The sequence below is a fragment of the Mycobacterium sp. E2989 genome (assembly GCF_001667595.1).
In the GTDB taxonomy this organism is placed as follows: Bacteria; Actinomycetota; Actinomycetes; order Mycobacteriales; family Mycobacteriaceae; genus Mycobacterium.
This window is the reverse complement of sequence record NZ_LZJX01000007.1, coordinates 42,067-64,874: the sequence shown is the minus strand read 5'-3', so window position 1 is coordinate 64,874 and position 22,808 is coordinate 42,067. Positions and strand designations below refer to the sequence as shown.

At 69.5% G+C, this 22,808-nt stretch carries 21 protein-coding genes; 2 read left to right on the top strand and 19 right to left on the bottom strand.

Annotated elements, in window-relative coordinates; all coding sequences use genetic code 11:
- Positions 1-3: 3 nt before the first annotated feature.
- Positions 4-1,422 carry a wax ester/triacylglycerol synthase family O-acyltransferase gene (locus tag A5680_RS02175; RefSeq protein WP_067815624.1) on the bottom strand — a complete coding sequence of 473 codons (1,419 nt, stop codon included), beginning with the start codon at positions 1,420-1,422 and terminating at the stop codon, positions 4-6.
- Positions 1,423-1,597: 175 nt separating this feature from the next.
- Here A5680_RS02175 and A5680_RS02170 point away from each other — a divergent pair, with 175 nt between their 5' ends.
- Entirely contained in the window at positions 1,598-2,137 is a 540-nt protein-coding gene (locus A5680_RS02170; RefSeq protein ID WP_067815621.1) for an Rv3235 family protein, read from the top strand.
- 5 nt (positions 2,138-2,142) lie between these two features.
- On the opposite strand, the gene A5680_RS02165 is transcribed toward A5680_RS02170, so the two are convergent.
- The 5 genes from A5680_RS02165 to A5680_RS02145 all read right to left on the bottom strand — a co-directional run bounded on the left by A5680_RS02165 (position 2,143) and on the right by A5680_RS02145 (position 7,010).
- A complete protein-coding gene (locus tag A5680_RS02165; RefSeq protein WP_067815618.1) occupies positions 2,143-3,300 on the bottom strand; it encodes a cation:proton antiporter in 1,158 nt (385 codons plus the stop codon).
- Positions 3,301-3,304: 4 nt separating this feature from the next.
- On the bottom strand, positions 3,305-3,787 hold the full coding sequence (locus tag A5680_RS02160) for a cation:proton antiporter regulatory subunit (RefSeq protein WP_055399072.1): 483 nt from the start codon (positions 3,785-3,787) through the stop codon (positions 3,305-3,307).
- A 70-nt stretch (positions 3,788-3,857) separates the two neighbouring features.
- Positions 3,858-4,613, bottom strand: a complete 756-nt coding sequence (gene mddA, locus A5680_RS02155) for a methanethiol S-methyltransferase (RefSeq protein ID WP_067815660.1) — start codon at positions 4,611-4,613, stop codon at positions 3,858-3,860.
- 69 nt (positions 4,614-4,682) lie between these two features.
- Complete coding sequence (locus tag A5680_RS02150; protein WP_082970234.1) at positions 4,683-6,230, bottom strand: HD domain-containing phosphohydrolase; 1,548 nt, start codon at positions 6,228-6,230, stop codon at positions 4,683-4,685.
- A 33-nt stretch (positions 6,231-6,263) separates the two neighbouring features.
- Positions 6,264-7,010 (bottom strand): hypothetical protein, encoded by a 747-nt coding sequence (locus A5680_RS02145; protein WP_067815654.1) that lies wholly within the window; start codon positions 7,008-7,010, stop codon positions 6,264-6,266.
- 93 nt (positions 7,011-7,103) lie between these two features.
- Between A5680_RS02145 and A5680_RS02140 the strand changes: the two genes are divergently transcribed.
- Positions 7,104-7,637 carry a hypothetical protein gene (locus A5680_RS02140; protein ID WP_156674978.1) on the top strand — a complete coding sequence of 178 codons (534 nt, stop codon included), beginning with the start codon at positions 7,104-7,106 and terminating at the stop codon, positions 7,635-7,637.
- 9 nt (positions 7,638-7,646) lie between these two features.
- On the opposite strand, the gene secA is transcribed toward A5680_RS02140, so the two are convergent.
- The 13 genes from secA to A5680_RS02075 form a co-directional block, all read right to left on the bottom strand.
- Positions 7,647-10,472, bottom strand: coding sequence for a preprotein translocase subunit SecA (gene secA, locus A5680_RS02135; RefSeq protein ID WP_067815609.1), 2,826 nt, complete (start codon positions 10,470-10,472; stop codon positions 7,647-7,649).
- Between the two features lie 91 nt (positions 10,473-10,563).
- Complete coding sequence (gene hpf / locus A5680_RS02130; RefSeq protein WP_055399080.1) at positions 10,564-11,235, bottom strand: ribosome hibernation-promoting factor, HPF/YfiA family; 672 nt, start codon at positions 11,233-11,235, stop codon at positions 10,564-10,566.
- 324 nt (positions 11,236-11,559) lie between these two features.
- Positions 11,560-12,192, bottom strand: coding sequence for a ComF family protein (locus A5680_RS02125; protein ID WP_067815606.1), 633 nt, complete (start codon positions 12,190-12,192; stop codon positions 11,560-11,562).
- Between the two features lie 36 nt (positions 12,193-12,228).
- The gene (gene lpqB / locus A5680_RS02120) at positions 12,229-13,986 is read right to left on the bottom strand and encodes an MtrAB system accessory lipoprotein LpqB (RefSeq protein ID WP_156349391.1); all 1,758 of its coding nucleotides are present in this window, start codon (positions 13,984-13,986) and stop codon (positions 12,229-12,231) included.
- Positions 13,986-15,671 carry an MtrAB system histidine kinase MtrB gene (gene mtrB, locus A5680_RS02115; protein ID WP_082459687.1) on the bottom strand — a complete coding sequence of 562 codons (1,686 nt, stop codon included), beginning with the start codon at positions 15,669-15,671 and terminating at the stop codon, positions 13,986-13,988. Before mtrB ends, lpqB begins: the two co-directional genes overlap by 1 nt.
- 13 nt (positions 15,672-15,684) lie before the next feature.
- Positions 15,685-16,371 (bottom strand): two-component system response regulator MtrA, encoded by a 687-nt coding sequence (gene mtrA, locus A5680_RS02110; protein ID WP_007168097.1) that lies wholly within the window; start codon positions 16,369-16,371, stop codon positions 15,685-15,687.
- 80 nt (positions 16,372-16,451) lie between these two features.
- Positions 16,452-17,084 (bottom strand): dTMP kinase, encoded by a 633-nt coding sequence (locus tag A5680_RS02105; RefSeq protein WP_067815651.1) that lies wholly within the window; start codon positions 17,082-17,084, stop codon positions 16,452-16,454.
- A gap of 95 nt (positions 17,085-17,179) precedes the next feature.
- A complete protein-coding gene (gene ahcY / locus A5680_RS02100; protein WP_067815603.1) occupies positions 17,180-18,652 on the bottom strand; it encodes an adenosylhomocysteinase in 1,473 nt (490 codons plus the stop codon).
- Positions 18,653-18,749: 97 nt separating this feature from the next.
- Complete coding sequence (locus A5680_RS02095) at positions 18,750-19,373, bottom strand: TetR family transcriptional regulator (protein WP_055399178.1); 624 nt, start codon at positions 19,371-19,373, stop codon at positions 18,750-18,752.
- 50 nt (positions 19,374-19,423) lie between these two features.
- Positions 19,424-19,606 (bottom strand): rubredoxin, encoded by a 183-nt coding sequence (locus tag A5680_RS02090; protein WP_055399090.1) that lies wholly within the window; start codon positions 19,604-19,606, stop codon positions 19,424-19,426.
- Entirely contained in the window at positions 19,603-19,776 is a 174-nt protein-coding gene (locus tag A5680_RS02085) for a rubredoxin (protein WP_067815597.1), read from the bottom strand. Before A5680_RS02085 ends, A5680_RS02090 begins: the two co-directional genes overlap by 4 nt.
- Positions 19,773-21,026 carry an alkane 1-monooxygenase gene (locus tag A5680_RS02080; protein WP_067815594.1) on the bottom strand — a complete coding sequence of 418 codons (1,254 nt, stop codon included), beginning with the start codon at positions 21,024-21,026 and terminating at the stop codon, positions 19,773-19,775. The genes A5680_RS02085 and A5680_RS02080 overlap by 4 nt, the downstream gene beginning before the upstream one ends.
- A 249-nt stretch (positions 21,027-21,275) precedes the next feature.
- Positions 21,276-22,787, bottom strand: coding sequence for an APC family permease (locus tag A5680_RS02075; protein ID WP_067815590.1), 1,512 nt, complete (start codon positions 22,785-22,787; stop codon positions 21,276-21,278).
- Between the last annotated feature and the right edge of the window lie 21 nt (positions 22,788-22,808).

The window sequence follows — 22,808 nt, the reverse complement described above, 5'->3', positions numbered from 1 at the left end:
TAATTACCGGGAAGCTTCCAGCAATTCCTCGAGCGATTGGCTCAAGAGGCCGGGCAGCAACTCGACGTCGCTCATCGCCTCCCGGTCGGCGTTGATGCCGAAATACAGCATGCGGTTGTAGGACGTCACGCTGATGGCCAGCGCCTGGTTGTGCAGCAGCGGCGGCACGGCGTAGGTCTCCAGCAGCTTGGTGCCGGCGACGTACATCTGCGACTGGGCCCCGGGCGCGTTGGTGATCAGCAGGTTGAACGTCCGCCGGGAGAAGCTGGGGAAGCTGGTGGCGACGCGAATGCCCATCGCGTGCAGCGTGGGCGGCGCGAACCCGGACAGGGTGACGATGGTCCTGGCGTCCACCAGGCGGGCGCCCGTGGGGTTCGACTCGGTGGCGTGCGCGATCTGCGACAGCCGCACCACCGCGTTCGGCTCCCCCACCGGCAGGTCGACCAGGAACGGCATCACCTGGCTGATGGCCTGCCCAGGGCCGGTCGCGTCGAGCTGACCGTCGGCATAGATCGGCAGCGGCGCCATGGCGCGCACCGTCGCGGTCGGCGACACCGCAACCCCGCGTGACATCAGCCAATTGCCCAGCGCGCCGGCGATCACCGCGAGCACCACGTCGTTGACGTCGCAGTCGTATCGCGCGCGCAGCGTGCGGTAGTCCTCGAGGTTGCAGCTCGCCACCGTGAACCTCCGGTGCCGCGAGACGGTGGCGTTCAGCGGGCTGCTCGGCGCGGTGCCGCGCGCCACGGCCCGCGCGAAATCGACCACCCGGCGGCCCGCCGCGAGGAGCTCGCCATGGTTGGTCACCAGGCCGCCGATGGCCGACCCGACGGCCTGCAGCTGGGTGCCCGGCCCCACGAACCAGTCGCCGATGGCGCCGAAGATCAGCCGCGCGTTGCCCGGGTCGCGTTCCGGGACCCAGATATCCTCGGGCAGCGCCGGGGGGCGCCTGGTGCGGTCGGCGATGACATGGTTGATCTCGAGCGCCGCCATGCCGCTGATCAGGGCTTGATGCGACTTGGTGTACAGGGCGACCCGGTTCTTGGCCAGACCCTCGACCAGGTACATCTCCCACAGCGGCCGTGACTTGTCCAGCGGCCGGGCGGCCAGCCGGGCGATGAGCTCGTGCAGCTGTTCGTCGCTGCCCGGCGAGGGCAGCGCGGAGCGCCGCACGTGGTAGGTGATGTCGAAGTCGGCGTCGTCCACCCAGACCGGCCGGGCCGAGCCGACCCGGACCTCGCGGACCTTCTGGCGATAACGCGGGATCTGGGGCAACCGATGTTCGACGGTGGCCAGCAGCGTCTCGTAGCTCAGCCCCGCGCGGGGCCGGCGCAGGATCGACAGCGACCCGACGTACATCGGGGTGGCCGTGTTCTCCAGCCGAAAAAACGACGCGTCCGATGGGGACAACCGGGTCACCATGTGGGCGCAGTCCTCCTCATCGAATCATCGCCCTGCTGGGAAAGGAGATGTCCCGCCCACCGTAATCGCCCGGCCGAGCGCGGGCACGCGCGAGCCCGAGTTGTGCCATGATGACGACTGCCTGCCACTCTCCAGCGGGCTCTTGCGAGTTCGGCCGAAGAGTTGGAGAGTGCGCGTGAACACCAGCCCAGTCGCGGGTCCGTCTGGCGCCTTCGCCGTCCTACCCGTCGTCGACTACGAGCCACCCCCACAAGACATATCGCAGAACGCGCCCGCGTGCCGCCCGTCGACGCGCGCGGCGCTGCGCCGGCGCAGCCCGCGCGCGCCGCACCGCCCCCTTCCGCCCGGCAGGCAACCCGCGGAGCAGCCCCGCCCCGTCATGTCGGCGGCTATGCGCCAGGCGGCGACCTTCGCCGACGCCGCGTTGCGCCGGGTGCTCGAAGTCATCGACCGCCGCCGCCCCGTCGCCCAACTGCGCCCGTTGCTGACGCCGACCCTGATGGATTCCGTTGTCGCGGTAGGCCATTCGGCCGCCGGTCAGCAGGGCGCCGCGGTGCTGCGCCGGCTGCGGCTGCAGCCGGCGGGTCACCGCGACCCGGACACCGCCGCCGAGGTGTTCGGCTCCTACAGCCGCGGGAACCGGGTCCACGCCATCGCCTGCCGCGTCGAGCGCTCGCCCGCCGGGTGGCTGGTGGTGGCCCTGCACATCGGTTGACTCCCCTAGCGCGGGGGCCCGGGGCTGGGCGCCAGCGGGCCGCCGGTATAGCGGGCCAGCACGGGACCCACGATCGCCATGATGAAGACGTACGACGTCGCCAGCGCGGCGACGGCGGGGATCGACGTGCCCGCCAACCCGATGATGATCAGCGAGAACTCGCCCCGCGCGATCAGGGCGGTGCCCGCGCGCAGTTGCCCGCGCCGGGCCACCCCGTCGCGCCGGGCGGCGAACACCCCGGTGGCCACCTTGGTCGCCGCGGTGACCACGGCCAATATCAGCGCCGCCGGCAGCATCGGGATGAGCTCGTGCGGGTCGACCGAGAAGCCGATCGCCAAAAAGAAGATCGCGGCGAACAGATCGCGCAACGGGCCCAGCACCTCGCGCGCCCGTTTCGCCGTCTCCCCGGTCAGCGTCAGCCCCACCAGGAACGCGCCCACGGCGGCTGACGCGTGCAGCGATTCGGCCATCGCGGCCACGATCAGGGTGACGCCCAGCACCCGCAGCAGCAGCTGCTCGGAATCGGGATGTTCGACCAGCCGGCCGACGTGGTGGCCCCAGCGGTAGGACGCGGCGAACGCCGCCAGCAGCGCGGCCACCGCCGCCACCATCCCGACGACGGCATGCAGCCACCCGCCGCCCGAGGCCAGCACGGCGAACAGCGGCAGGTAGGCCGCCATCGCGAAATCCTCCAGCACCAGCACGGACAGCACCGCCGGCGTCTCCCGGTTACCGAGCCGGCGCAGGTCCTCCAGCAGGCGCGCGATGACGCCCGAGGAGGAGATGTAGGTGACGCCGGCCAGGCACAGGATGGCCACGCCGTCCAGTCCCAGCAGCCAGCCGGCGACCGCGCCGGGGGTCGCGTTCAGCACGACGTCCACGCCCGCCGACGGCAGGTGGTGCCGCAGGCTGGCGGCGAATTCGGCCGCGGAGAACTCCAGGCCCAGGGTCAGCAGCAGCAGCACGACGCCGATGGGCGCGCTCGTCGTGATGAACTGGCCGCCGGCGGCCAGCGGCAGGATTCCGCCCTTACCCAGCGACAGGCCCGCGAGCAGGTAAACCGGAATCGGCGACAACGCGAATCGGCGTGCCACGCCGCCCAATACGGCCAGCGTGGCCAGGAGGGCGCCGACTTGTAGCAGCAGCGCCCACGAAACTTGCACCGGCTCAGCCCTTGTCGATGATCTGCTCGACGCCGGCGATGCCGTCCTGGGTTCCGATTACGATCAAAACGTCTCGGGCATGCAGCATTTCGGCCGGCCCGGGCGAGGCGAGCACTTCGTCGTTGCGCACGATCGCGACGATGGAGGCGCCGGTGCGGGTGCGGGCGTGGGTGTCGCCCAGCGGATGGTCGACGAACGGGCTGCTGGCCAGGATGTGAACCTGTCCGGTCTCGAGTCCGGGTATCTCGCGGGCCAGCTCGGTGAACCGCTCGGCGATCCGGGGCGCGCCCAGGATGGCGGCCACCGCCTCGGCCTCTTCCTCGCTGAGGTGCAGCAGCGGGCGGGCCTCGTCGGGATCCTCCCGGGCATAGACGACGACCTCGAAGTCGCCGCTGCGCCGCGCGATGATGCCGATGCGGTCGCCCTTGTGGTCGGTGAACTCGTAGCGAAGGCCGACGCCCGGCAGCAGCACCTCCTTGACATCCATACCGTCAATCCTGACAGGTCGGACGGCGGCGCCGGTGCCGGATCGGCGGGCTCCTATAGAACTGCTGAAATCAGCCCTGCTGCGCCATCTCGGTGCTGTGCCGGCGCGGAATCGGCAGCAGCATGGACACCTCGCGGCGGTAGTCGGCGTACTGGTGGCCGAGCGCCGCGATCAGGTCGCGCTCCTCGAGCTGCGTGGCGATCAGGATGTAGCCCGTCATGCCGATCGAGAACAGCAGGTGTCCGGCCGTCATGACGGGCGCGGCCCAGAACGCGATGACCATGCCGAGCATCAGCGGGTGGCGCACCACCCGGTAGAGCAGGCGGACGCGGAATTCGATGCTGGTGTAGGGCTGTTGGCGCGACGCCAGGTACACCTGCCGCAGCCCGAACAGGTCGAAGTGGTTGATCAGGAAGGTCGCCAGCAGCGCGATCGCCCAGCCGAGCCAGAACAGCGCCCACAGCACCCCGCGGGCCGCGGGCATCCGCACATCCCAGATCACCGTCGGCATCGTTCGCCATTGCCAATACAGCAGGGCCAGCACCACGCTCGAGAACAGCACGTAGGTGCTGCGCTCGATCGCCGACGGCACGAAGCGCGCCCACCAGCGCTTGAACCCGGGCCGGGCCATCACGCTGTGCTGGATCCCGAACAGGGCGACCAACGCCGCGTTGAACGGCATCGCCTCGGCGAGGGGCGCGGTGAGCCCGCGGTCGACGCTTCGTGGCACCGCGAAGTTGCCCACGAAGGCAATGAGATACAGAAATGCCGCGAGGAAGAGCAGGTACGCCGCGGCGCCGTAACCAAGCGTCAAGTATCGCTTCATGGGCTTAGTGTCCGCCGCGTGGGAGCGCACGACCATAGGTCGTTTGCCTCATCTTTGCCGGCCGGGCCACTAGGTATTTTTGACCAGTCCGTTGCGCAGCGCGTACATGCTGGCGCCGATGCGGTTCGATACGCCGATCTTGGCGTAGGTCCGCTCGACGTGGTTGCGGGCGGTTTTCTCGCTGATCACCAGCGACGCCGCGATGTCCTTGTTCGAGGCGCCGCGGGCGACCAGACACAGCACCTCGATCTCCCTGGGCGTCAAGCCGTCCGGGCGCACGTTGGGCCGCTGCGCCGGCTGGCCCGCCGCGTGCAGCACCGCCTCGACGGCCACCGACTCGAGCTCGCCGGCCTGCACCCGCCCGCGCAGCCGCCGGGCCGCCGCGTCCGGGGACATCGCCTCGCGGTACGGCCTGGGCTCGCAGGCGGACTGGTAGGAGACCGCGGCCGCCAGGATGCGGTCCGGCAGGCCGAGCGCCGACCCGGCGAGCCCGCGCGGATATCCGGAGCCGTCCAGGCATTCGTGGTGGTTGCCCGCGACCTCCGCGAGCTGCCGAAGCGCCGGAACCTGGTTGAGGATGCGCACCGTCAGGTACGGGTGCAGCCTCACGCGTTCGAATTCCGCCGCCGTCAACGGCCCTTGCCGGGACCAGATCTGATTGGACACCCCGATGCGGCCCAGGTCGTGCACGTGGCCGGCGCGCCGCGTCAACGCCACCGCGTCGGCGTCCACGCCCGCGGCCCGCGCCGCGTCCCCGGCGAGCCGGGCCACCGCGCGTGAATGGCCAAGGGTGAACGGACATTTCAAGTCGACGAAGTCGCCGAGTGCGACGAGCAGGGCGTCCAGCGACCGGTCGTCGAGACGGCTTTGCTCGGGCGCCGCGGCCAATGCCGCCGCCCACGCGTCGCCGGCCGGCGGGCCGGCCAGGACCTCCTCCGCGTCGCGCAAGAACGCGTCGGCGACCTTCGGATCGAACTGGCCGCCGCACCGGTCGCGCACCATGGCCATGGCCCCGGCCACACCGTAGTTGCGGTGGTGCACCTCGACCATGTCGGCCAGTTGGGCGATCCGCATCTGAATCGGAATCTCGTCGCCCTGCGCGCCGGCGGGCAGGCCGCCGCCGTCATAGCGCTCGAACGCGAACGCCACCGCCGCCTGGACGTTGGGGCCCAAGCCGATTCGGTCGGCCAGCACGGCCGCCGAGGTGCAATGCGAGTGAATCAATCGGGAGATGTGGCCGCGCGCGTTGGCGAAAAGCGTTGCCATCAAGCTCAATCGGTGCGCCAACGGCTGGCCGCGGCCCACGTTGCCGGCCAGGAACCGCAGGTACGGCAGCCCCGACCAGTCGACCAGGTACGAGTCGTGGCGCACGGCGATGTCGTCGCCGAACCAGCGGGCGTATTCGTGGGAGTCGGCGTGACAGCCGATCCACATGACCAGCGTCGTGTAGTAGGTGCAGTCCCGTTGTTCCTGGTCGAGCCCGAGGCGGTCGGCGAGCCTGGTCGCGATGAGCGCCGCCCGGAGCATGTGCTCGGCGGGCTGCCCCAGGCCCAGGTCGATCGCCACCGACAGCGCCGCCAGCAGCTCGGCGCGGGTCGGCAATTCGGGCTCCGACATGGGCCTCATTGTGCCCAGCTCATCGGCCCGCGGTCAGCCGATTGGCACAGTGCGCCCGACGCCGTGGTGGCGGGCGGCGTCGAACGTTTCGAAATGCCCCGAGCCGACGACGAACAGTCCGCGCTGCGGCGGCCGGAAGCCGGCCAGCCGCGGCTGATCCGGCAGTGGGCCGACCGGTCCCAGGTCGGCCCCACGCCACGCGGCGCGCGAGTCCGTCACCGCCCACACCTGTGCGGGGGCGATCATGAAGCGCTGCCCATTCGGCGCCGTTCCCGCGAGCCGGACCCGGCCGGCGCGCAGGGTGGGGCCGGCGGCCCGGCCCAGGGCGGCCAGCATCGCCCGGTTCGTCCACGCGCGCGCCGGCAACCGGCCGCCCACCGCGCTCATCAGCCGGGTCGACAGGGTGGCGCCGATATCGATATGCCAGGCAAGCAGATTCGGGATCTCGACGAACAGCGACCAGGGGGTGACCCAGGCGACGTCGATGTCGCATTGCACCGCGTCGTTGGGCGTCGCCGAGCTGAAGAAGCGGGCGCAGCTCTGCGGTCCCGGCGTGGTGGCGTAGAAGGTCCACTCCCCGTCGGGGTCGCGATGCCACACCGAGCGGTAGCCGGGCGAGAACGACGTGGCGGGAAAGTGCCGCAGCGCCAGATAGTGTCCGCTGGCGAACGGGAGGCCCATCACGCCGAAGCCGACGAAGCGTTCGTCGTCTCCGGCGGGCAGGCGGGGATTGCGCAGGACGGCCGTGGCGGCGTCCAGCGGGGTGCGTGAAGTGGTCATGCGTGAATGGTGCGCGCGGGCGCGCCCGCACCGCATGGGGCGGCTGCCTCAAATTCTCGCGGCCGCGCCGTCGCGCAGTACGATCATGTGCTGATGGACGACCCGCAGCAGCGCATCGCCGAACTGGAACGCCAGCTCGCGCAGCAAAAGCGCATCGCGGAATTAGAGCGCCAGCTGGCCGACGCCAGGGCCGCCGCGGGAGGGGATCAATCCGTCGAGCGACGCCAACCGGAGCCCATCGCGTACGCCGCGCCAACGCGCAAGCGCGCGGGGGCCGGGTGGGTCTTACCCGTCGTCGCGGTACTGGGTGCAGTGATCGCCCTGTGCGCCGGGGTCGGCGCGGCGGTGACCGCGGTCATTCCGTCGGCCGCGCTGTGGATGAGCCCGATCGTCTGCCACAGCGGGTACGAGATGGCTTACAACACTTCGCATTACAGCTACAAGCCGGGCCAGTCGGGCACCAGCGTGAGCTTCCAGTGCGTCGGCGACGGCGGCGCCTACGACGTCAACGACTTCGCGGTCTTCGCGTTGCAGTCCTTGCTCGCCGGGCTCGTGCTGTGCGTCGCCGTGGCCGTTGGCCGCGCGATCTGGCGCCGCTCGCATCGCCGCACGCTCGGCGGGAGATAAAGGCGCGCCCTAGCGCCGCTTCACCGACTTCGGCGGCTTGGCGCCGCGGCCCTGCTGCCTGGCGGCCGCACGCCGTTCGCGCCGGGAACCTCCCCCGGACACGCCCGCCGGCGTCTTCTGACCGTTGCCGCCGTTGCGCTGCACCTGCGCCGAGCCGTCCTCCGACGGGCCGGAGTAGGTCATGGCCGGCGCCTCGGTCTCGATTCCCTTGGCGCGCAATTGGGTTGGCGCCTCTTCGCGCGCGGGCGGGGCGGTGTCGCCCTGATCGGCCGCGGCTCCCAGCTCCTTGAGTCCCTCCGGCGTTTCCACCGGGGCGACCTGCGGGCTGGGCACCGCCTCGACCGTCACGTTGAACAGGAAGCCGACCGACTCCTCTTTCATGCCGTCGAGCATGGCCATGAACATGTCGTAACCCTCGCGCTGGTATTCCACCAGCGGGTCGCGCTGCGCCATCGCGCGCAGCCCGATGCCCTCCTTGAGGTAGTCCATCTCGTAGAGGTGTTCGCGCCACTTGCGGTCGATCACGTTGAGCAGCACGTTGCGTTCGAGTTGACGCATCGCGCCCTCGCCGGCGATCTCCTCGAGCTCGGCTTCCCTTGCCCCGTAAGCGCGTTCGGCGTCCTTGAGCAGCTCGTCGAGCAGCTCCTCACGGGTGAGGTCGTCGCGCTCGGAGTCGGCATCCAGACGCATCAACGCGTGGTGGTCGATGCCGACCGGATACAGCGTCTTCAGCGCCGTCCACAGCGCTTCGAGGTCCCAGTCCTCGGCGTAGCCGTCGGCGGTCGCGCCGGTGACGTAGGCGGTGACCACGTCGCGGACCATGTCGAGCGCCTGCTCCTTGAGGTTCTCGCCCTCCAGGATGCGGCGGCGCTCGGCGTAGATCACCTTGCGCTGCTGGTTCATCACCTCGTCGTACTTGAGGACGTTCTTTCTGACCTCGAAGTTCTGCTGCTCGACCTGGGTCTGGGCGCTCTTGATCGCGCGGGTGACCATCTTGGCCTCGATCGGCACGTCGTCGGGCAGGTTCAGCCGGTTCAGCATCGCCTCGAGGGCGGCGCCGTTGAAGCGGCGCATGAGCTCGTCGCCCAGCGACAGGTAGAAGCGCGACTCGCCCGGGTCGCCCTGGCGGCCGGAGCGGCCGCGCAGCTGGTTGTCGATGCGCCGCGACTCGTGGCGTTCGGTGCCCAGCACGTACAGGCCGCCGGCCTCGACCACCTCGGCGGCCTCCTTGCCGGCCTCCTCCTTGACCTTGGGCAGCTCCTCGTGCCACGCGGCCTCGTACTCGTCGGGGGTCTCCACCGGATCCAGGCCGCGCTCGCGCAGCCGCTGGTCGGTGAGGAAGTCGACGTTGCCGCCCAGCACGATGTCGGTGCCGCGGCCGGCCATGTTGGTGGCCACGGTGACCCCGCCGCGCCGGCCGGCCACCGCGACGATGCCGGCCTCCTGCTCGTGGTACTTGGCGTTGAGCACGTTGTGCGGGACGCGGCGCTTCTGGAACTGCCGCGACAGGTACTCGGAGCGCTCGACGCTGGTGGTGCCGATCAGCACCGGCTGGCCCTTCTCGTAGCGCTCGACGACGTCGTCGACCACCGCGATGTACTTGGCCTCCTCGGTCTTGTAGATCAGGTCGGACTGGTCGGCGCGGACCATCGGCTTGTTGGTCGGGATGGACACGACCCCGAGCTTGTAGATCTCGTGCAGCTCGGCCGCCTCGGTCTGGGCGGTACCGGTCATGCCGGCGAGCTTGTCGTAGAGCCGGAAGTAGTTCTGCAGCGTGATGGTGGCCAGCGTCTGGTTCTCGGCCTTGATCTCGACGTGCTCCTTGGCCTCGATGGCCTGGTGCATGCCCTCGTTGTAGCGGCGGCCGTAGAGCACGCGGCCGGTGAACTCGTCGACGATGAGCACTTCGCCGTCGCGGACGATGTAGTCCTTGTCGCGGCTGAACAGCTCCTTGGCCTTCAGCGCGTTGTTGAGGTAACTGACCAGCGGCGAGTTGGCGGCCTCGTAGAGGTTGTCGATGCCGAGCTGGTCCTCGACGAACTCGACGCCCAGCTCGTGCACCCCGACGGTGCGCTTGCGCAGGTCCACCTCGTAGTGGACGTCCTTCTCCATCAGCGGCGCCAGCCGGGCGAACTCCAGGTACCAGTTGGAGGCGCCGTCGGCGGGCCCGGAGATGATCAGCGGGGTGCGGGCCTCGTCGATCAGGATGGAGTCGACCTCGTCGACGATGGCGAAGTTGTGGCCGCGCTGCACCAGGTCGTCGAGCGAATGCGCCATGTTGTCGCGCAGGTAGTCGAAGCCGAACTCGTTGTTGGTGCCGTAGGTGATGTCGGCGGCATACGCCACCCGCCGCTCGTCGGGCGTCATCTGCGCGAGGATCACGCCGACGTCCAGGCCGAGGAAGCGGTGCACGCGGCCCATCCACTCGCTGTCGCGTTTGGCCAGGTAGTCGTTGACCGTGACGACGTGCACGCCCTTGCCGCCGATGCCGTTGAGATAGGCCGGCAGCACCGAGGTCAGCGTCTTGCCCTCACCGGTCTTCATCTCCGCCACGTTGCCGAAGTGCAGCGCCGCGGCGCCCATCACCTGCACGTCGAACGGGCGCTGGTCGAGCACCCGCCAGGCCGCCTCGCGGGCCACCGCGAACGCCTCGGGCAGCAGGTCGTCGAGGCTTTCGCCGTCGGCGTGCCGCTTCTTGAACTCATCGGTCTTGGCGCGCAGCTCCGCGTCGGTGAGCTTTTCGACCTCGTCGGACAGGGTGTTGACGTAGTCAGCCACCCGCTTGAGACGTTTGAGCATGCGACCTTCGCCAAGGCGCAGCAACTTCGACAGCACAGCTATGTCCCCTGTTGGTTGGGAGTCTCTTCTCTTGAAGCGACTCCCATGGTAGGTGACGACGGCGTGATGGCCGTCGACCCGGCGAACGTCAGGACAGCCTGATCAGCCCGTAGTCGTAGGCGTGGCGGCGGTACACCACGCACGGCCGTTCGGTCTGCTTGTCGTGGAACAGGAAGAAGTCGTGCCCGACGAGCTCCATCTCGTAGAGCGCGTCGTCGACCGTCATCGGCCTGGCCGGGTGTTCCTTGGTCCGCACGATCCGGCCGGGCTCGTGGTCGGTGTCGGCGCCGTCATGGTCGACGGTCGGCTCGGGCGTGGGTTCGGGGCGCGGCGGCGGCACGACCGCGGTGGCGGCGGCCAGCGACACCGGGGTCTTGTCGCCGTAGTGGACCTTGCGGCGGTCCTTGGCGCGGCGCAGCCGGTTCTCGAGTTTGTCGACCGCGGACTCGAACGCCGCGTAGAAGCTGTCGGCGCAGGCCTCCGCGCGGCTCACCGGCCCACGGCCGCGGGCGGTGATCTCCACGCGTTGACACGACTTGCGCTGTCGGCGGTTGGGCGCGTGTTTGAGCTCGACATCGAAGAGATAGATGGAGCGATCGAACCGTTCGAGGCGGGCGAGTTTCTGGGAGACGTACACCCGGTAGTGGTCTGGGATTTCAACATTGCGGCCCTTGAAGACGACTTCGGCTTCGGTCGTCGTCGGTTGGGCTTGGCCGTCGGTTTGCGTCGGCGGTGGGTCAAGAATTTGACCGGAATCCACGGATAGCCTTGACATACGTGACAACTCGTTTCTCTTTCACGTCGCACGCGCCCTGCGTGCCCGGCTTGCTGACGACGCGCCGACGAGGTGGGGAGAGCGGGTCTTTTCGGTAAATCACCGCTGCAGGCTGCTCGCCGATGCAAGGTGTCGAATACTCACCCCTTCCCGCGAGTGGGGTCTCAACCTGGGAATGTCGCGACCAGTGAGTCAGACCAGTGAGTCGATTAACGTTGTTCTCGACGTTAGCTCGTGTTCGCCTCGCCATGCCACTGATTTCGCGGAGCTGTTGCGAGTTCTTCACATACTCTTGGCGACCGCCCAGCCTCAGGCGGCCGCGAGCGTCAGCACTGCGGTGACCCGAACCCCCGCCGCCCGCAGTATCCGCACCGATTCGCGGGCCGTCGCCCCGGTGGTGACGACGTCATCGACGATCAAGACCTCGGTGGCCGGGGGCGCGCGGCGCAGCCGCACCCGGCCCGCGACGTTGCGCTCGCGGGCGCCCGTGCCCAGCCCCACCGAGTCGCGAGCGAGCGCCCTCATCCGCAGCGCCGGGGCGACCGTGATGGCCGGGTGGCCCGCCACCGCCGTGCGCACGAGCCTCGTGACCGGGTCGCCGCCGCGCCGGCGAGCCGCCGAACGACGCGTCGGCGCCGGTATCAGGGTCAGCGGGGTCTCGACCATGCCCCACGACAGCAGCCGGTGCACGCCCGTGGCCAGCGCCCCCGCCAACGGGCCGACCAGATCGGCGCGGCCGTGCTCCTTGAGCGCCAGGATCGCCTGCCGGCGGGCGCCGGCGTAGCGGCCGAGCGCGAACACCGGCACCCCCGGGTCGACGCGCGGGCTCACCACATGCGGCTGGTCGGCGGCCACCCTCAGCTCCCGGGCGCAGGCCGCACACCAGCGGGTCGATGGGGCGCCGCAGCCGCCGCACTGCAGCGGCAGGATGAGGTCGAGCATGGGGCCAGTGTCGCGGGCGGGACCGACAACCCCGGGTCAGCCCGGCAGCACCGGCGCCGCCCCGAACACCATCAGCCCGGGCACCTCGGACCAGCCCTGCTGGCCCTCGGCCGCCGCCGCCGAATACTGCAGCACCCCTTGGGACGCGCCGACGTAGACGGTCGAGGGGTTGGCCGCGACCGTCAGCACCGGCATCTGCAGGCCGCGGGCGGGCGCGTCGGAGTTCACCCCGTCGAGGTTGACGTAGGAGACCGGGTGGCTGGGGTCGGTGCGGGTCACCACGATGTCGTCGCCCGTGCGCCAGGACAGCGAGACCACCGAGTTGCCCAGCCCGAAGCCGAGCCGCCGCGGATACGTCAGGGCGTACTGGCCGGCCTGGGTCTGCTCGACGCTGGCCAGGATCACCTGACCGCCGATCACCATCGCGGCGCGCGTGCTGTCGCGGGACAGCTGCAGGTCGGTGATCGGGCCCGGGAACCGGCTGGACACGGCGACGGAATCGACCGGGATGCGGGCGGGTTGGCCCGAGGCCGGTTCCTGGATCGCGCGCAGCACGTTGTTGCCGTCCACCACCACCCAGACCGCGTCGTCCAGCGACCAGCTCGGGCGCGACAGGCCGTGCCCGTCGGCGGACTGCACCGCCTCGCCGCCGAGGTCGCCGATCCACAGCGACGCCGCCTCGTCGGGCGCGCCGCGGTGCAGGGTCACGACCGACGCCACCTGCCGCCCGCTGCGCGACAGCGCCGCGCCGGTCTGGTCGCCCATGCGCCCGAAGGCCCCGGGCACGTTCGCGAAGTGCTGGCCGTCCAGCGACACCAGCGACCCGTTCACCAGGGCATGCAGCCCGGCGCCCGCGCCGTCGGCCACGCCCGGGTCGGTGGCGGCGACGTCGGAGGTGGTCCAGCCCTCGGCGAACCTGTCGTCCAGCGGCGCGCCGTCGGCGTTGATCACATACGGCCCCCGGATGTCCGCCCGGGCCAGCGTCCAAATGATCTGCGCCGCAAGCAAAGCCCGGCTGTGCGGATCGGTGGTGGACAGCTTCTCCAGTTCGATGCGCGCGCCGCCGTAGCCGCGCCCGATGCCGTTCTTGCCGCCGTCGGCGCGGGTCACCGGCCCGCGCAGCCGCAGCGGCGGGGCGAGCAGGTTGCGGACCGTGTGCGCCATCTCGGGCCGCGGTCCGGCGATCAGCTTGGAGACCAACTCGGTGGCCAGCTGATCGTGATCGGCGACCGCGACGTAGCGCGGATCCGGAACCACCGTCTTGCCGGTCGGGTCGGCGAAGTACAGCGTGTTGCGCTTGTAGGTCGACTGGAACTGCTGCCAGTCCAGGAAGACCCCGTTGGGCAGCCGGTCGATCCGCCACCCGCCGGAGGTCTTCACCAACTCGATCGGGCCCGGGTCGGGCAGCACCCCCTCGGCCGTTTCGAACACCCCCATGTCCGACAGCGACCCCAGGATGTCCGCCCGCATGGTCGCCGAAACCCGTTCGGCGGCACGGGTTTCCACGAACACCACGTGGTCGATCAGCAGCGCGCTACCGGCGTCGTCCCAGGAGTTGGAGGCCGACTGGGTCAGGAACTGCCGCGCGGCCAGATGCCGGTTCGCGGGATCGGCTGTGGCCTTGAGGAATTCGCGCAGCAGCACGTCGGGATCCATGCCCGGCGTCGGCTTGGGCAGGTTCGACGGCGCCGGCCGCTCGACCGTGCCGATGGCCTGTGGGGCCGACGAGCTGGGCACGCCGGCGCAGCCCGCCAGCAGCACCGCGAGCAGCAGCAGCCCGATCAGGCGCCGCATCACCCGCTCCTCTCGGCCGGTTCACGCAGCCGCGAGCGTTCTTTCGCCGGCGGCGGGGCCGCCGGGTTCGTGGTGGCCGTCGGCGGGATGGGCTTCATGGGCAGCGGGCTGGTGGTCACCTTGTGGCCGCGAACCAGCGGGAGCGTCAGCCGGAAGCAGGAGCCCTCGCCGGGCTCGCCCCACGCCTCCAGCCGGCCCTGGTGCAGGCGCGCGTCCTCCACGCTGATCGCCAGGCCGAGCCCGGTGCCGCCGGACCGGCGCACCCGCGACGGGTCGGCCCGCCAGAACCGGCTGAACACCAGCTTCTCCTCGCCGGGCCGCAGGCCCACCCCGTAGTCGCGGACGGTGACCGCGACGGTGTCCTCGTCGGCGCCCATCCGGATCTGCACCGGCTTGTGCTCGGCGTGGTCGATGGCGTTGGCGATCAGGTTGCGCAGGATCCGCTCCACCCGCCGGGTGTCGACCTCGGCGATCACCTCCTCGTCGGGCAGGTCGACGAGCAGCTCGATGCCGGCGTCCTCGGCCAGGTGGCCGACGTTGCCGAGCGCGCTCTGCACGGTGGTGCGCAGGTCCACCGCCTCGACGGACAGCTCGGCGACACCGGCGTCGTGGCGCGAGATTTCCAGCAGGTCGTTGAGCAGCGACTCGAACCGGTCCAGCTCGTTGACCATCAGCTCGGTGGACCGGCGCAACGTCGGGTCGAGATCCTCGCTGTGGTCGTAGATCAGGTCGGCGGCCATCCGGACGGTGGTCAGCGGCGTGCGGAGTTCGTGGCTGACGTCGGAGGTGAACCGGCGCTGCAGGTTGCCGAACTCCTCGAGCTGGGTGATCTGGCGGGACAGGCTTTCCGCCATGTCGTTGAAGGACACCGCCAGCCGGGCCATGTCGTCCTCGCCGCGCACCGGCATCCGCTCGGACAGGTGGCCTTCGGCGAACCGTTCGGCGATCCGCGACGCCGACCGCACCGGGACCACCACCTGGCGGGACACCAGCAGGGCGATCCCGGCGAGCAGCACCAGCAGCACGGCGCCGCCGGTGATCATGGTGCCGCGGACCAGCGTGATGGTGGCCTGCTCGTTCTTCAACGGGAAGATCAGGTACAGCTCCAGGTTGGCCACCTGCGAGGAGGCCGGCGTCCCCATGATCAGCGCCGGGCCGGAGAAGCCGTCGGTGTGCACGGTGGCGTACTGGTAGGACGCCTGCCCGGCCTTGACGAACCCGCGCAGGGAATTGGGCACCTGGTCGACGGGCCCGGCCGTGGTGGCCGCGCGCGGCCCGTCCCCCGGCACGATCAGCACCGCGTCGAAGGCGCCGGCCAGCCCCGCGCCGGACGCCGGGTCGGTCTTGGAGGTCAACGTGTTGCGGGCCAGCTGCAGGCTGCTGTCCAGCGAGCGGGTCTCCTCGCCGCTGACGATCCCACCGACGGTGGTGCGCGCCCGCTCGATCTGCTCGATGCCGGCCCTGACCTTCACGTCGAGCACCCGATTGGTGACCTGAGAAGTCAACACGAAGCCGAGCGCCAGGATCACCGCCAGGGACAGTCCGAGCGTCAGCGCGACGACACGCAGCTGCAACGACCGGCGCCACGCAACGGCAACGGCGCGACTCACCGCACCCATGCCGCGGGTCATGGGACCCGAACGCCCCCAGCGGCTCCTAGTCCGTCGCGGCGAGCGCCAAATCAACGACGCTCCCGGATCACGGAGGTCCGGCCTTGTATCCCACTCCTCGAACGGTCAGCACCACGGTCGGATTCTCCGGGTCCTTCTCAACCTTGGCCCGCAGACGCTGGACGTGCACGTTCACCAGGCGGGTGTCCGCCGGGTGCCGGTAGCCCCACACCTGTTCGAGCAGCACATCACGAGTAAACACCTGCCGCGGTTTGCGCGCCAACGCGACCAGCAGGTCGAACTCCAGCGGCGTCAGCGAGATCTGCTCGCCGTTGCGGGTGACCTTGTGCGCCGGCACGTCGATCTCGACGTCGGCGATGGAGAGCATCTCCGCCGGCTCGTCGTCGTTGCGCCGCAGCCGCGCCCGCACCCGCGCCACCAGCTCCTTGGGCTTGAACGGCTTCATGATGTAGTCGTCGGCGCCGGACTCGAGGCCGAGGACCACGTCCACGGTGTCGGTCTTGGCCGTCAGCATGACGATCGGCACGCCCGAATCGGCACGCAACACGCGACAGACGTCGATGCCGTTCATGCCGGGCAGCATCAGGTCCAACAACACCAGATCGGGGCGCAGTTCGCGCACCGCGGTCAGGGCCTGGGTGCCGTCACCGATGACCGCGGTGTCGAAACCCTCCCCACGCAACACGATGGTGAGCATCTCGGCCAGCGAAGCGTCGTCATCGACGACGAGAATCCTTTGCCTCATGGAGTCCATGGTGTCACCAGATCGGGACAAACCCGGCACGCCACACGGGCGTTTCGTGCCCGATACCGCCAAATCGTGACAATTCTGTGCTAACCGGCGGTCAAAGTCGCCGCCAGCTCGGCCGGATCGACGTCCGCGTCGGCGACCAGCCAGGGCCCGCCCCAGTTCGCGGCGGCCAGCTCGGCGTACACCGCGCCGGTGCGCAGCTGAAGTTGGTCGTCGCGCTCGTAGCTGTCGCGGGCCCGCCCGGGGTCGGACTGGGCCCGGCTGCGGGCGCGCTGCCCGGCCAGCTCCACCGGCACCGCGAGCAGCACCTGCCAGTCGGGCGCGGGCAGCCGCAGCCGCCGGTACTCGAGCTCGAGCACCCACGCGGCCGCCGCGCCGGCCGCGTCCTCGTGCAGGCGCGCGGCGCTGTAGGCCGCGTTGGACGCGACGTAGCGATCCAGGATCACCACGTCGTGGTCGCGGCGCAGCGCCTCGATGTCCTCGACGGCCCCGGCCCGGTCGAGCGCGAACAGCATCGCCATCGCGTAGACGGACGACGCCAGGTCCCCGTGCTGGCCGTGCAGGGCCTCGGCCGCGACGTCGGCGGTCACCGATTGGCCGTAACGCGGAAAAGCCGTGATAACCACGGACTTTCCCGCCGCCTGGAAGGCTTTGCGCAGGCCCTCGGACAACGTCCGCTTGCCCGCGCCGTCCACCCCTTCGATCGCGATCAGCACGGCGCCCAGCCTAAGCCCGCCGCCGGACGCCACGTTGGCGTGACACTCGACGCCGGACGCCACGCTGGCGTGACGTTCGGCGAGAAAGCGCTACCTCAGTAGCGGTAGTGGTCGGCCTTGTAGGGGCCGTCGACGTCGACGCCGATGTACTCGGCCTGCTCCTTGGTCAGCTTGGTCAGCGTGCCGCCGAGCGCCTCGACGTGGATGCGGGCCACCTTCTCGTCGAGGTGCTTGGGCAGCCGGTACACCTCGTTGTCGTACTCGTCGTTCTTAGTCCACAGCTCGATCTGGGCGATCACCTGGTTGGAGAAGCTGTTGCTCATCACGAACGACGGGTGGCCGGTGGCGTTGCCCAGGTTCAGCAGCCGGCCCTCCGACAGCAGGATGATCGACTTGCCGCTGTCGGGGAACGTCCACACGTCGACCTGCGGGCGGATGTTGGTCTTGGTGGCGCCGGAGCGCTCCAGCTGGGCCACCTGGATCTCGTTGTCGAAGTGGCCGATGTTGCCCAGCACGGCGTAGTCCTTCATCGCCTTCATGTGCTCGAGGGTGATGATGTCCTTGTTGCCGGTCGCGGTGATGACGATGTCGGCGGTGCCGATCGCGTCCTCGACGGTCTCGACGTCGTAGCCCTCCATCAGCGCCTGCAGCGCGTTGATCGGGTCGATCTCGGTGACGACGACACGCGCGCCCTGGCCCTTGACCGAGTCGGCGCAGCCCTTGCCCACGTCGCCGTAGCCGCAGACCAGCACCTTCTTGCCGCCGATCAGCACGTCGGTGCCGCGGTTGATGCCGTCGATCAGGGAGTGCCGGCAGCCGTACTTGTTGTCGAACTTGGACTTGGTCACCGAGTCGTTGACGTTGATCGCCGGGAAGGCCAGGTCGCCGGCCGCGGCGAACTGGTAGAGCCGCAGCACGCCGGTGGTGGTCTCCTCGGTGACGCCCTTGACGGACTCCGAGATCTTGGTCCACTTGTCCTTGTCGGTCTCGAAGCGGTTGCGCAGCAGCTCCAGGAAGACCTTCCACTCGGTGGGGTCGTCCGCCTCGGCGGGCGGCACCACGCCGGCCTTCTCGTACTGCGCGCCGCGCAGCACCAGCATGGTGGCGTCGCCGCCGTCGTCGAGGATCATGTTGGCCGGCTCGTCGGGCCAGGTCAGCATCTGCTCGGCCGCCCACCAGTACTCCTCGAGCGTCTCGCCCTTCCAGGCGAACACCGGGACGCCCTTGGGCTCCTCTGGCGTGCCGTAGGGGCCGACGACCACCGCGGCGGCGGCGTGGTCCTGGGTGGAGAAGATGTTGCACGACGCCCAGCGAACCTGCGCACCCAGCGAGACGAGGGTCTCGATGAGCACCGCGGTCTGCACGGTCATGTGCAGCGAGCCCGAGATCCGCGCGCCCTTGAGCGGCTGCACTTCGGCGTACTCGCGGCGCAGCGACATCAGACCCGGCATCTCCTGCTCGGAGAGCTCGATGTCCCGGCGACCGTATTCCGCCAACGACAGGTCGGCGACCTTGAAATCGATGCCGTTGCGGACGTCGGCGGTCAGCGAGCTTTCGGTCGTCGTCATAAAAGTTCTCATTCCTTCTGCGGCTTGGGTTCCAAGCGGATTACTTAGCTTAGGTATCCGCTCTTGCGCCACTGTAGTCGGCGGCCCCGGCCCGGCGTCAGGGGACGTTGACGACGCCGTGCCGCTCGGCGAACGGCGTCATCAGCCGCGCCAGGTCCGCCGCCACGTCTCCCCCGCCTTCGGCGGGAGGTGCCCCCAGATCGGCCTCGGGCGGCATCGACACGTAACTCATCGCCAGCCGCACGATCGCCCGCGCCAGGACGCCGGCGTCCTCGTCGCTGGTGGCCACCCAGCTCTGGGTGAAGGCGGTGCTCAGCCGCTCCGACGCCCGGGTGATGATCGGACCGCTGTCGGTGGTGATGATCTGCAGCAGGTCCGGCTTGGCGACGCCGGTCAGCAGGGAGATCACCAGCGGGTCGGCCGCCGACTCCGCGAAGAAGGCGCGAAAACCCTGCAGAAACGCTTCGTAGATGTTGCCGACGTTGGCGTCGATCGCGCCTCCGACCGCGTCGACCAGCCGGTCGGCCAGGCGCAGGGCGTATCCCTGCGCCAGGCCTTGCCGCGAGCCGAATTCGTTGTAGATGGTCTGCCGGCTGATGCCCGCGGCGCGGGCCACGTCCGACAGCGTGATGGCGGACCAGTCGCGGCTGCCGAGCAGTTCGCGCATCGCGTCCAGCACCGAGTCGCGCAGCAGGACGCGCGACGCCTCGGGGTAGGGCATCCGCTTCACAGGCGCGACAATAGCCGCTTTCACTGCGGCGCCGGTGCCGATCACGACCGGGCTATCTCCACCATTTCGAAGTCGGATTTCGCGGCGCCGCAGTCCGGGCAGCTCCAGTCGTCGGGGATGTCGTCCCAACGGGTTCCGGGCGCGATGCCGTCCTCGGGCCAGCCCTTGGCCTCGTCGTACTCGAACCCGCACTGCACGCAGATGAAGAGCTTGTAATCGGTCATCGGATGGCTCCTATTTCTTGGAAATCGATCTTTTCGCGCACCGCGCAATCCGGGCAGCACCAGTCTTCGGGGATGTCGCCGAAGGGCGTGCCCGCGGGAAAGCCTTCCCGCGGATCGCCTTTCGCCTCGTCGTAGGTGTAGTCGCAGCCCGGGCAGCGGTAGGCGGTCATGCCGACGCCCCGTAGCGCGCCAGCACCCGCTCGCGCACCCGCGGGTGGATGTTGACCTTGGTGATGTCGCCGTCGTAGTGCTCGAGCACCCGGTGGTCCATCACCCTGCGCCACAGCGGCGGCACGTAGGTCAGGGAGATCATCGACGCGTAGCCGCTCGGCAGGTTGGGCGCGCCTTCCATGCTGCGCAGCGTCTGGTAGCGGCGAGTGGGGTTGGCGTGGTGGTCGCTGTGCCGCTGCAGGTGGTACAGGAACAGGTTGGTGACGACGTGGTCGGAGTTCCAGCTGTGCACCGGCGCGCAACGCTCGTAGCGACCGTTGGCGTTCTTCTGCCGCAACAGCCCGTAGTGCTCCAGATAGTTGACGGCCTCGAGCAGGCTGAAGCCGAAGACGGCCTGGATGATCACGAACGGGATGAGCGCCGGGCCGAAGACCGCGATCAGCACGCCCCACAACACGATTGACATCAGCCACGCGTTGAGGACGTCGTTGGACAGATACGTCGCCGGGTTCCATGGGTTCTTGTCCTGGCGGCGCAGGCGCTGGGCCTCGAGCCGCAGCGACGAGCGCAGGCTGCCGAACACGCTGCGCGGCAAGAACTCCCAGAAGGTCTCCCCGAAGCGGGCCGACGCGGGGTCTTCCGGCGTCGACACCCGCACGTGGTGGCCGCGGTTGTGCTCGATGTAGAAGTGGCCGTAGCAGGTCTGCGCCAGGGTGATCTTGGACAGCCACCGCTCCAGCGCGTCCTTCTTGTGGCCCATTTCGTGGGCGGTGTTGATGCCGACACCGCCGAGGACGCCCACCGACAGCGCCACGCCCAGCTTGCCCGCCCAGCCCAGCGGGCCGTCAGAGCCAGCCGGGAAGCCCAGCCAGCTCAGGTTCGAGGCGGTGAACAGGTACGCGCCGAAGACCACGCTGAGGTACTGGAAGGGGATGAAGATGTAGGTGCAGTAGCGGTAGTACTTGTCGTTCTCCAGCTGCTCCATCACCTCGTCGGGCGGGTTCTGCCCGTCGGGCCCGAAGCGCAGGTCCAGGATCGGCAGCAGGACGTAGACCAGGATCGGCCCGATCCACAGCGGCGCCTGCGCGGCGGCGTGCCAGCCGAGCTGGTTGAGCCCCCAGACGATCGGCAGCATCACGAACAGCGCCGTCGGGGCGATCAGTCCCATCAGCCAGAGGCGCCGCTTCTTGTCCCGCCAGACGGGCGGCTCGGCCGCTTCCGGGTTTACCTGCCGTTCGACTGTGGTCATATGCCAAACCTCCTTGTGAGTCACACCACGCTTGAGGTTGACAATATCGACTCGTCCGTCTCGTGTCTAGACACAGAGCACTATTTTGTAAACTGATTTGAGCGTGCGGCCACGGCGTCGAACGTGCAGTGAGGTCGCGGACCGGGCCCGTTTCTCGCCCGGGACGCACCGCGAATGCCGCACGCGCACGCGCAAGGCCCGGCGCGCACACCGGACGAGCTGGATTTGCGCCCGCCGGCGCCCGCCGGCCTATGCCGCGGTGGAAGTCGCGTCGGGGTCGGGTTCCTTGTCGGGATGCCCGGCGTCGCGCGTGCCCTGCACGGAGTGCCGGTAGCCGTAGCCGACGTAGATCGCGGTGCCCACCACGAGCCAGACGCCGAACCGCACCCAGGTCAGCGCGGTGAGGTTGAGCATCAGCCACACGCAGGCGCAGATCGACGCGATCGGCAGGGCCGGCACCCATGGCGCCCGGAAGCCGCGCTCCAGGTCGGGGCGGGTGCGTCGCAGCACGACGACGCCGGCCGAGACCAGGACGAACGCGAACAGCGTGCCCACGTTCACCATCTCCTCGAGCTTGGCGATCGGAAACACCGAGGCCGTCGCGGCCACGACGATCGCGACGAGCACGGTGATGCGCACCGGGGTGCCGCGCGAACCGGTCTTGGCCAGCTGCCGCGGCAGGAGGCCGTCGCGCGCCATCGCGAACAGGACGCGGCACTGGCCGAGCATCAGAACCATGACCACGGTGGTCAGTCCGGCGAGCGCCCCGATGGCGATGATCTTGCTGGCCCAGTTGATGCCGTTGGCCGTGAACGCCGTGGCCAGGTTCGCCGGCTTGTGGCCGGGCGCGGTCTTGAGCTGGGTGTAGGACACCATCCCGGACAGCACCACCGACACCGCCACGTAGAGCACGGTCACGATCGCCAGCGACGCCAGGATGCCCCGCGGGACGTCGCGCTGGGGCCGCTTGGTCTCCTCGGCCATGGTGGCGACGATGTCGAACCCGATGAACGCGAAGAACACGATCGAGGCGCCGGCCAGCACGCCGTACCAGCCGTAGTGGCTGCTGTGCGCCCCGGTCAGCAGCGACAGCACCGACTGGTTGACGCCGGAGGCCTCGTGCCCGGCCTCGGGCTTGGGAATGAACGGCGAATAGTTGGAGGCCTTGATATAGAAGGCTCCGACGACGACCACCAGCAGCACCACCGACACCTTGATGCCGGTGATCACCGCGGAGAACCTGGACGACAGCTTGGTGCCCAGCGCGATCAGGGTCGCCACCCCGGCGACGATCAGCAGGGCGCCCCAGTCCAGGTTGACCGACCCGAACTGGCTGGTGCCGCCGGCGAACCCGAACACGTTGCCCAGGTAGCTCGACCACCCCTTGGCCACCACCGCCGCGCCGATGGCCAGTTCCAGCAGCAGGTTCCAGCCGATGATCCAGGCCAGGAACTCGCCGAAGGTGGCATAAGAGAAGGTGTAGGCGCTGCCGGCGACCGGCAGGGTCGAGGCGAACTCGGCGTAGCACAGCGCCGCGAGCGCGCAGGTGACGGCCGCGATCACGAACGAGATCCAGATCGCCGGGCCGGTGATGTCGCCGGTGGTGGACGCGGTCACCGTGAAGATTCCGGCGCCGATCACCACGGCCACCCCGAAGACGACCAGGTCCAGCCAGGTCAGCTCCTTGCGTAGCCGGGTGTCTGGCTCGTCGGTGTCAGCGATCGATTGTTCGACCGACTTCATGCGCCATCGATTGGCCATCCGCCGCCCTTTCCCAACGAG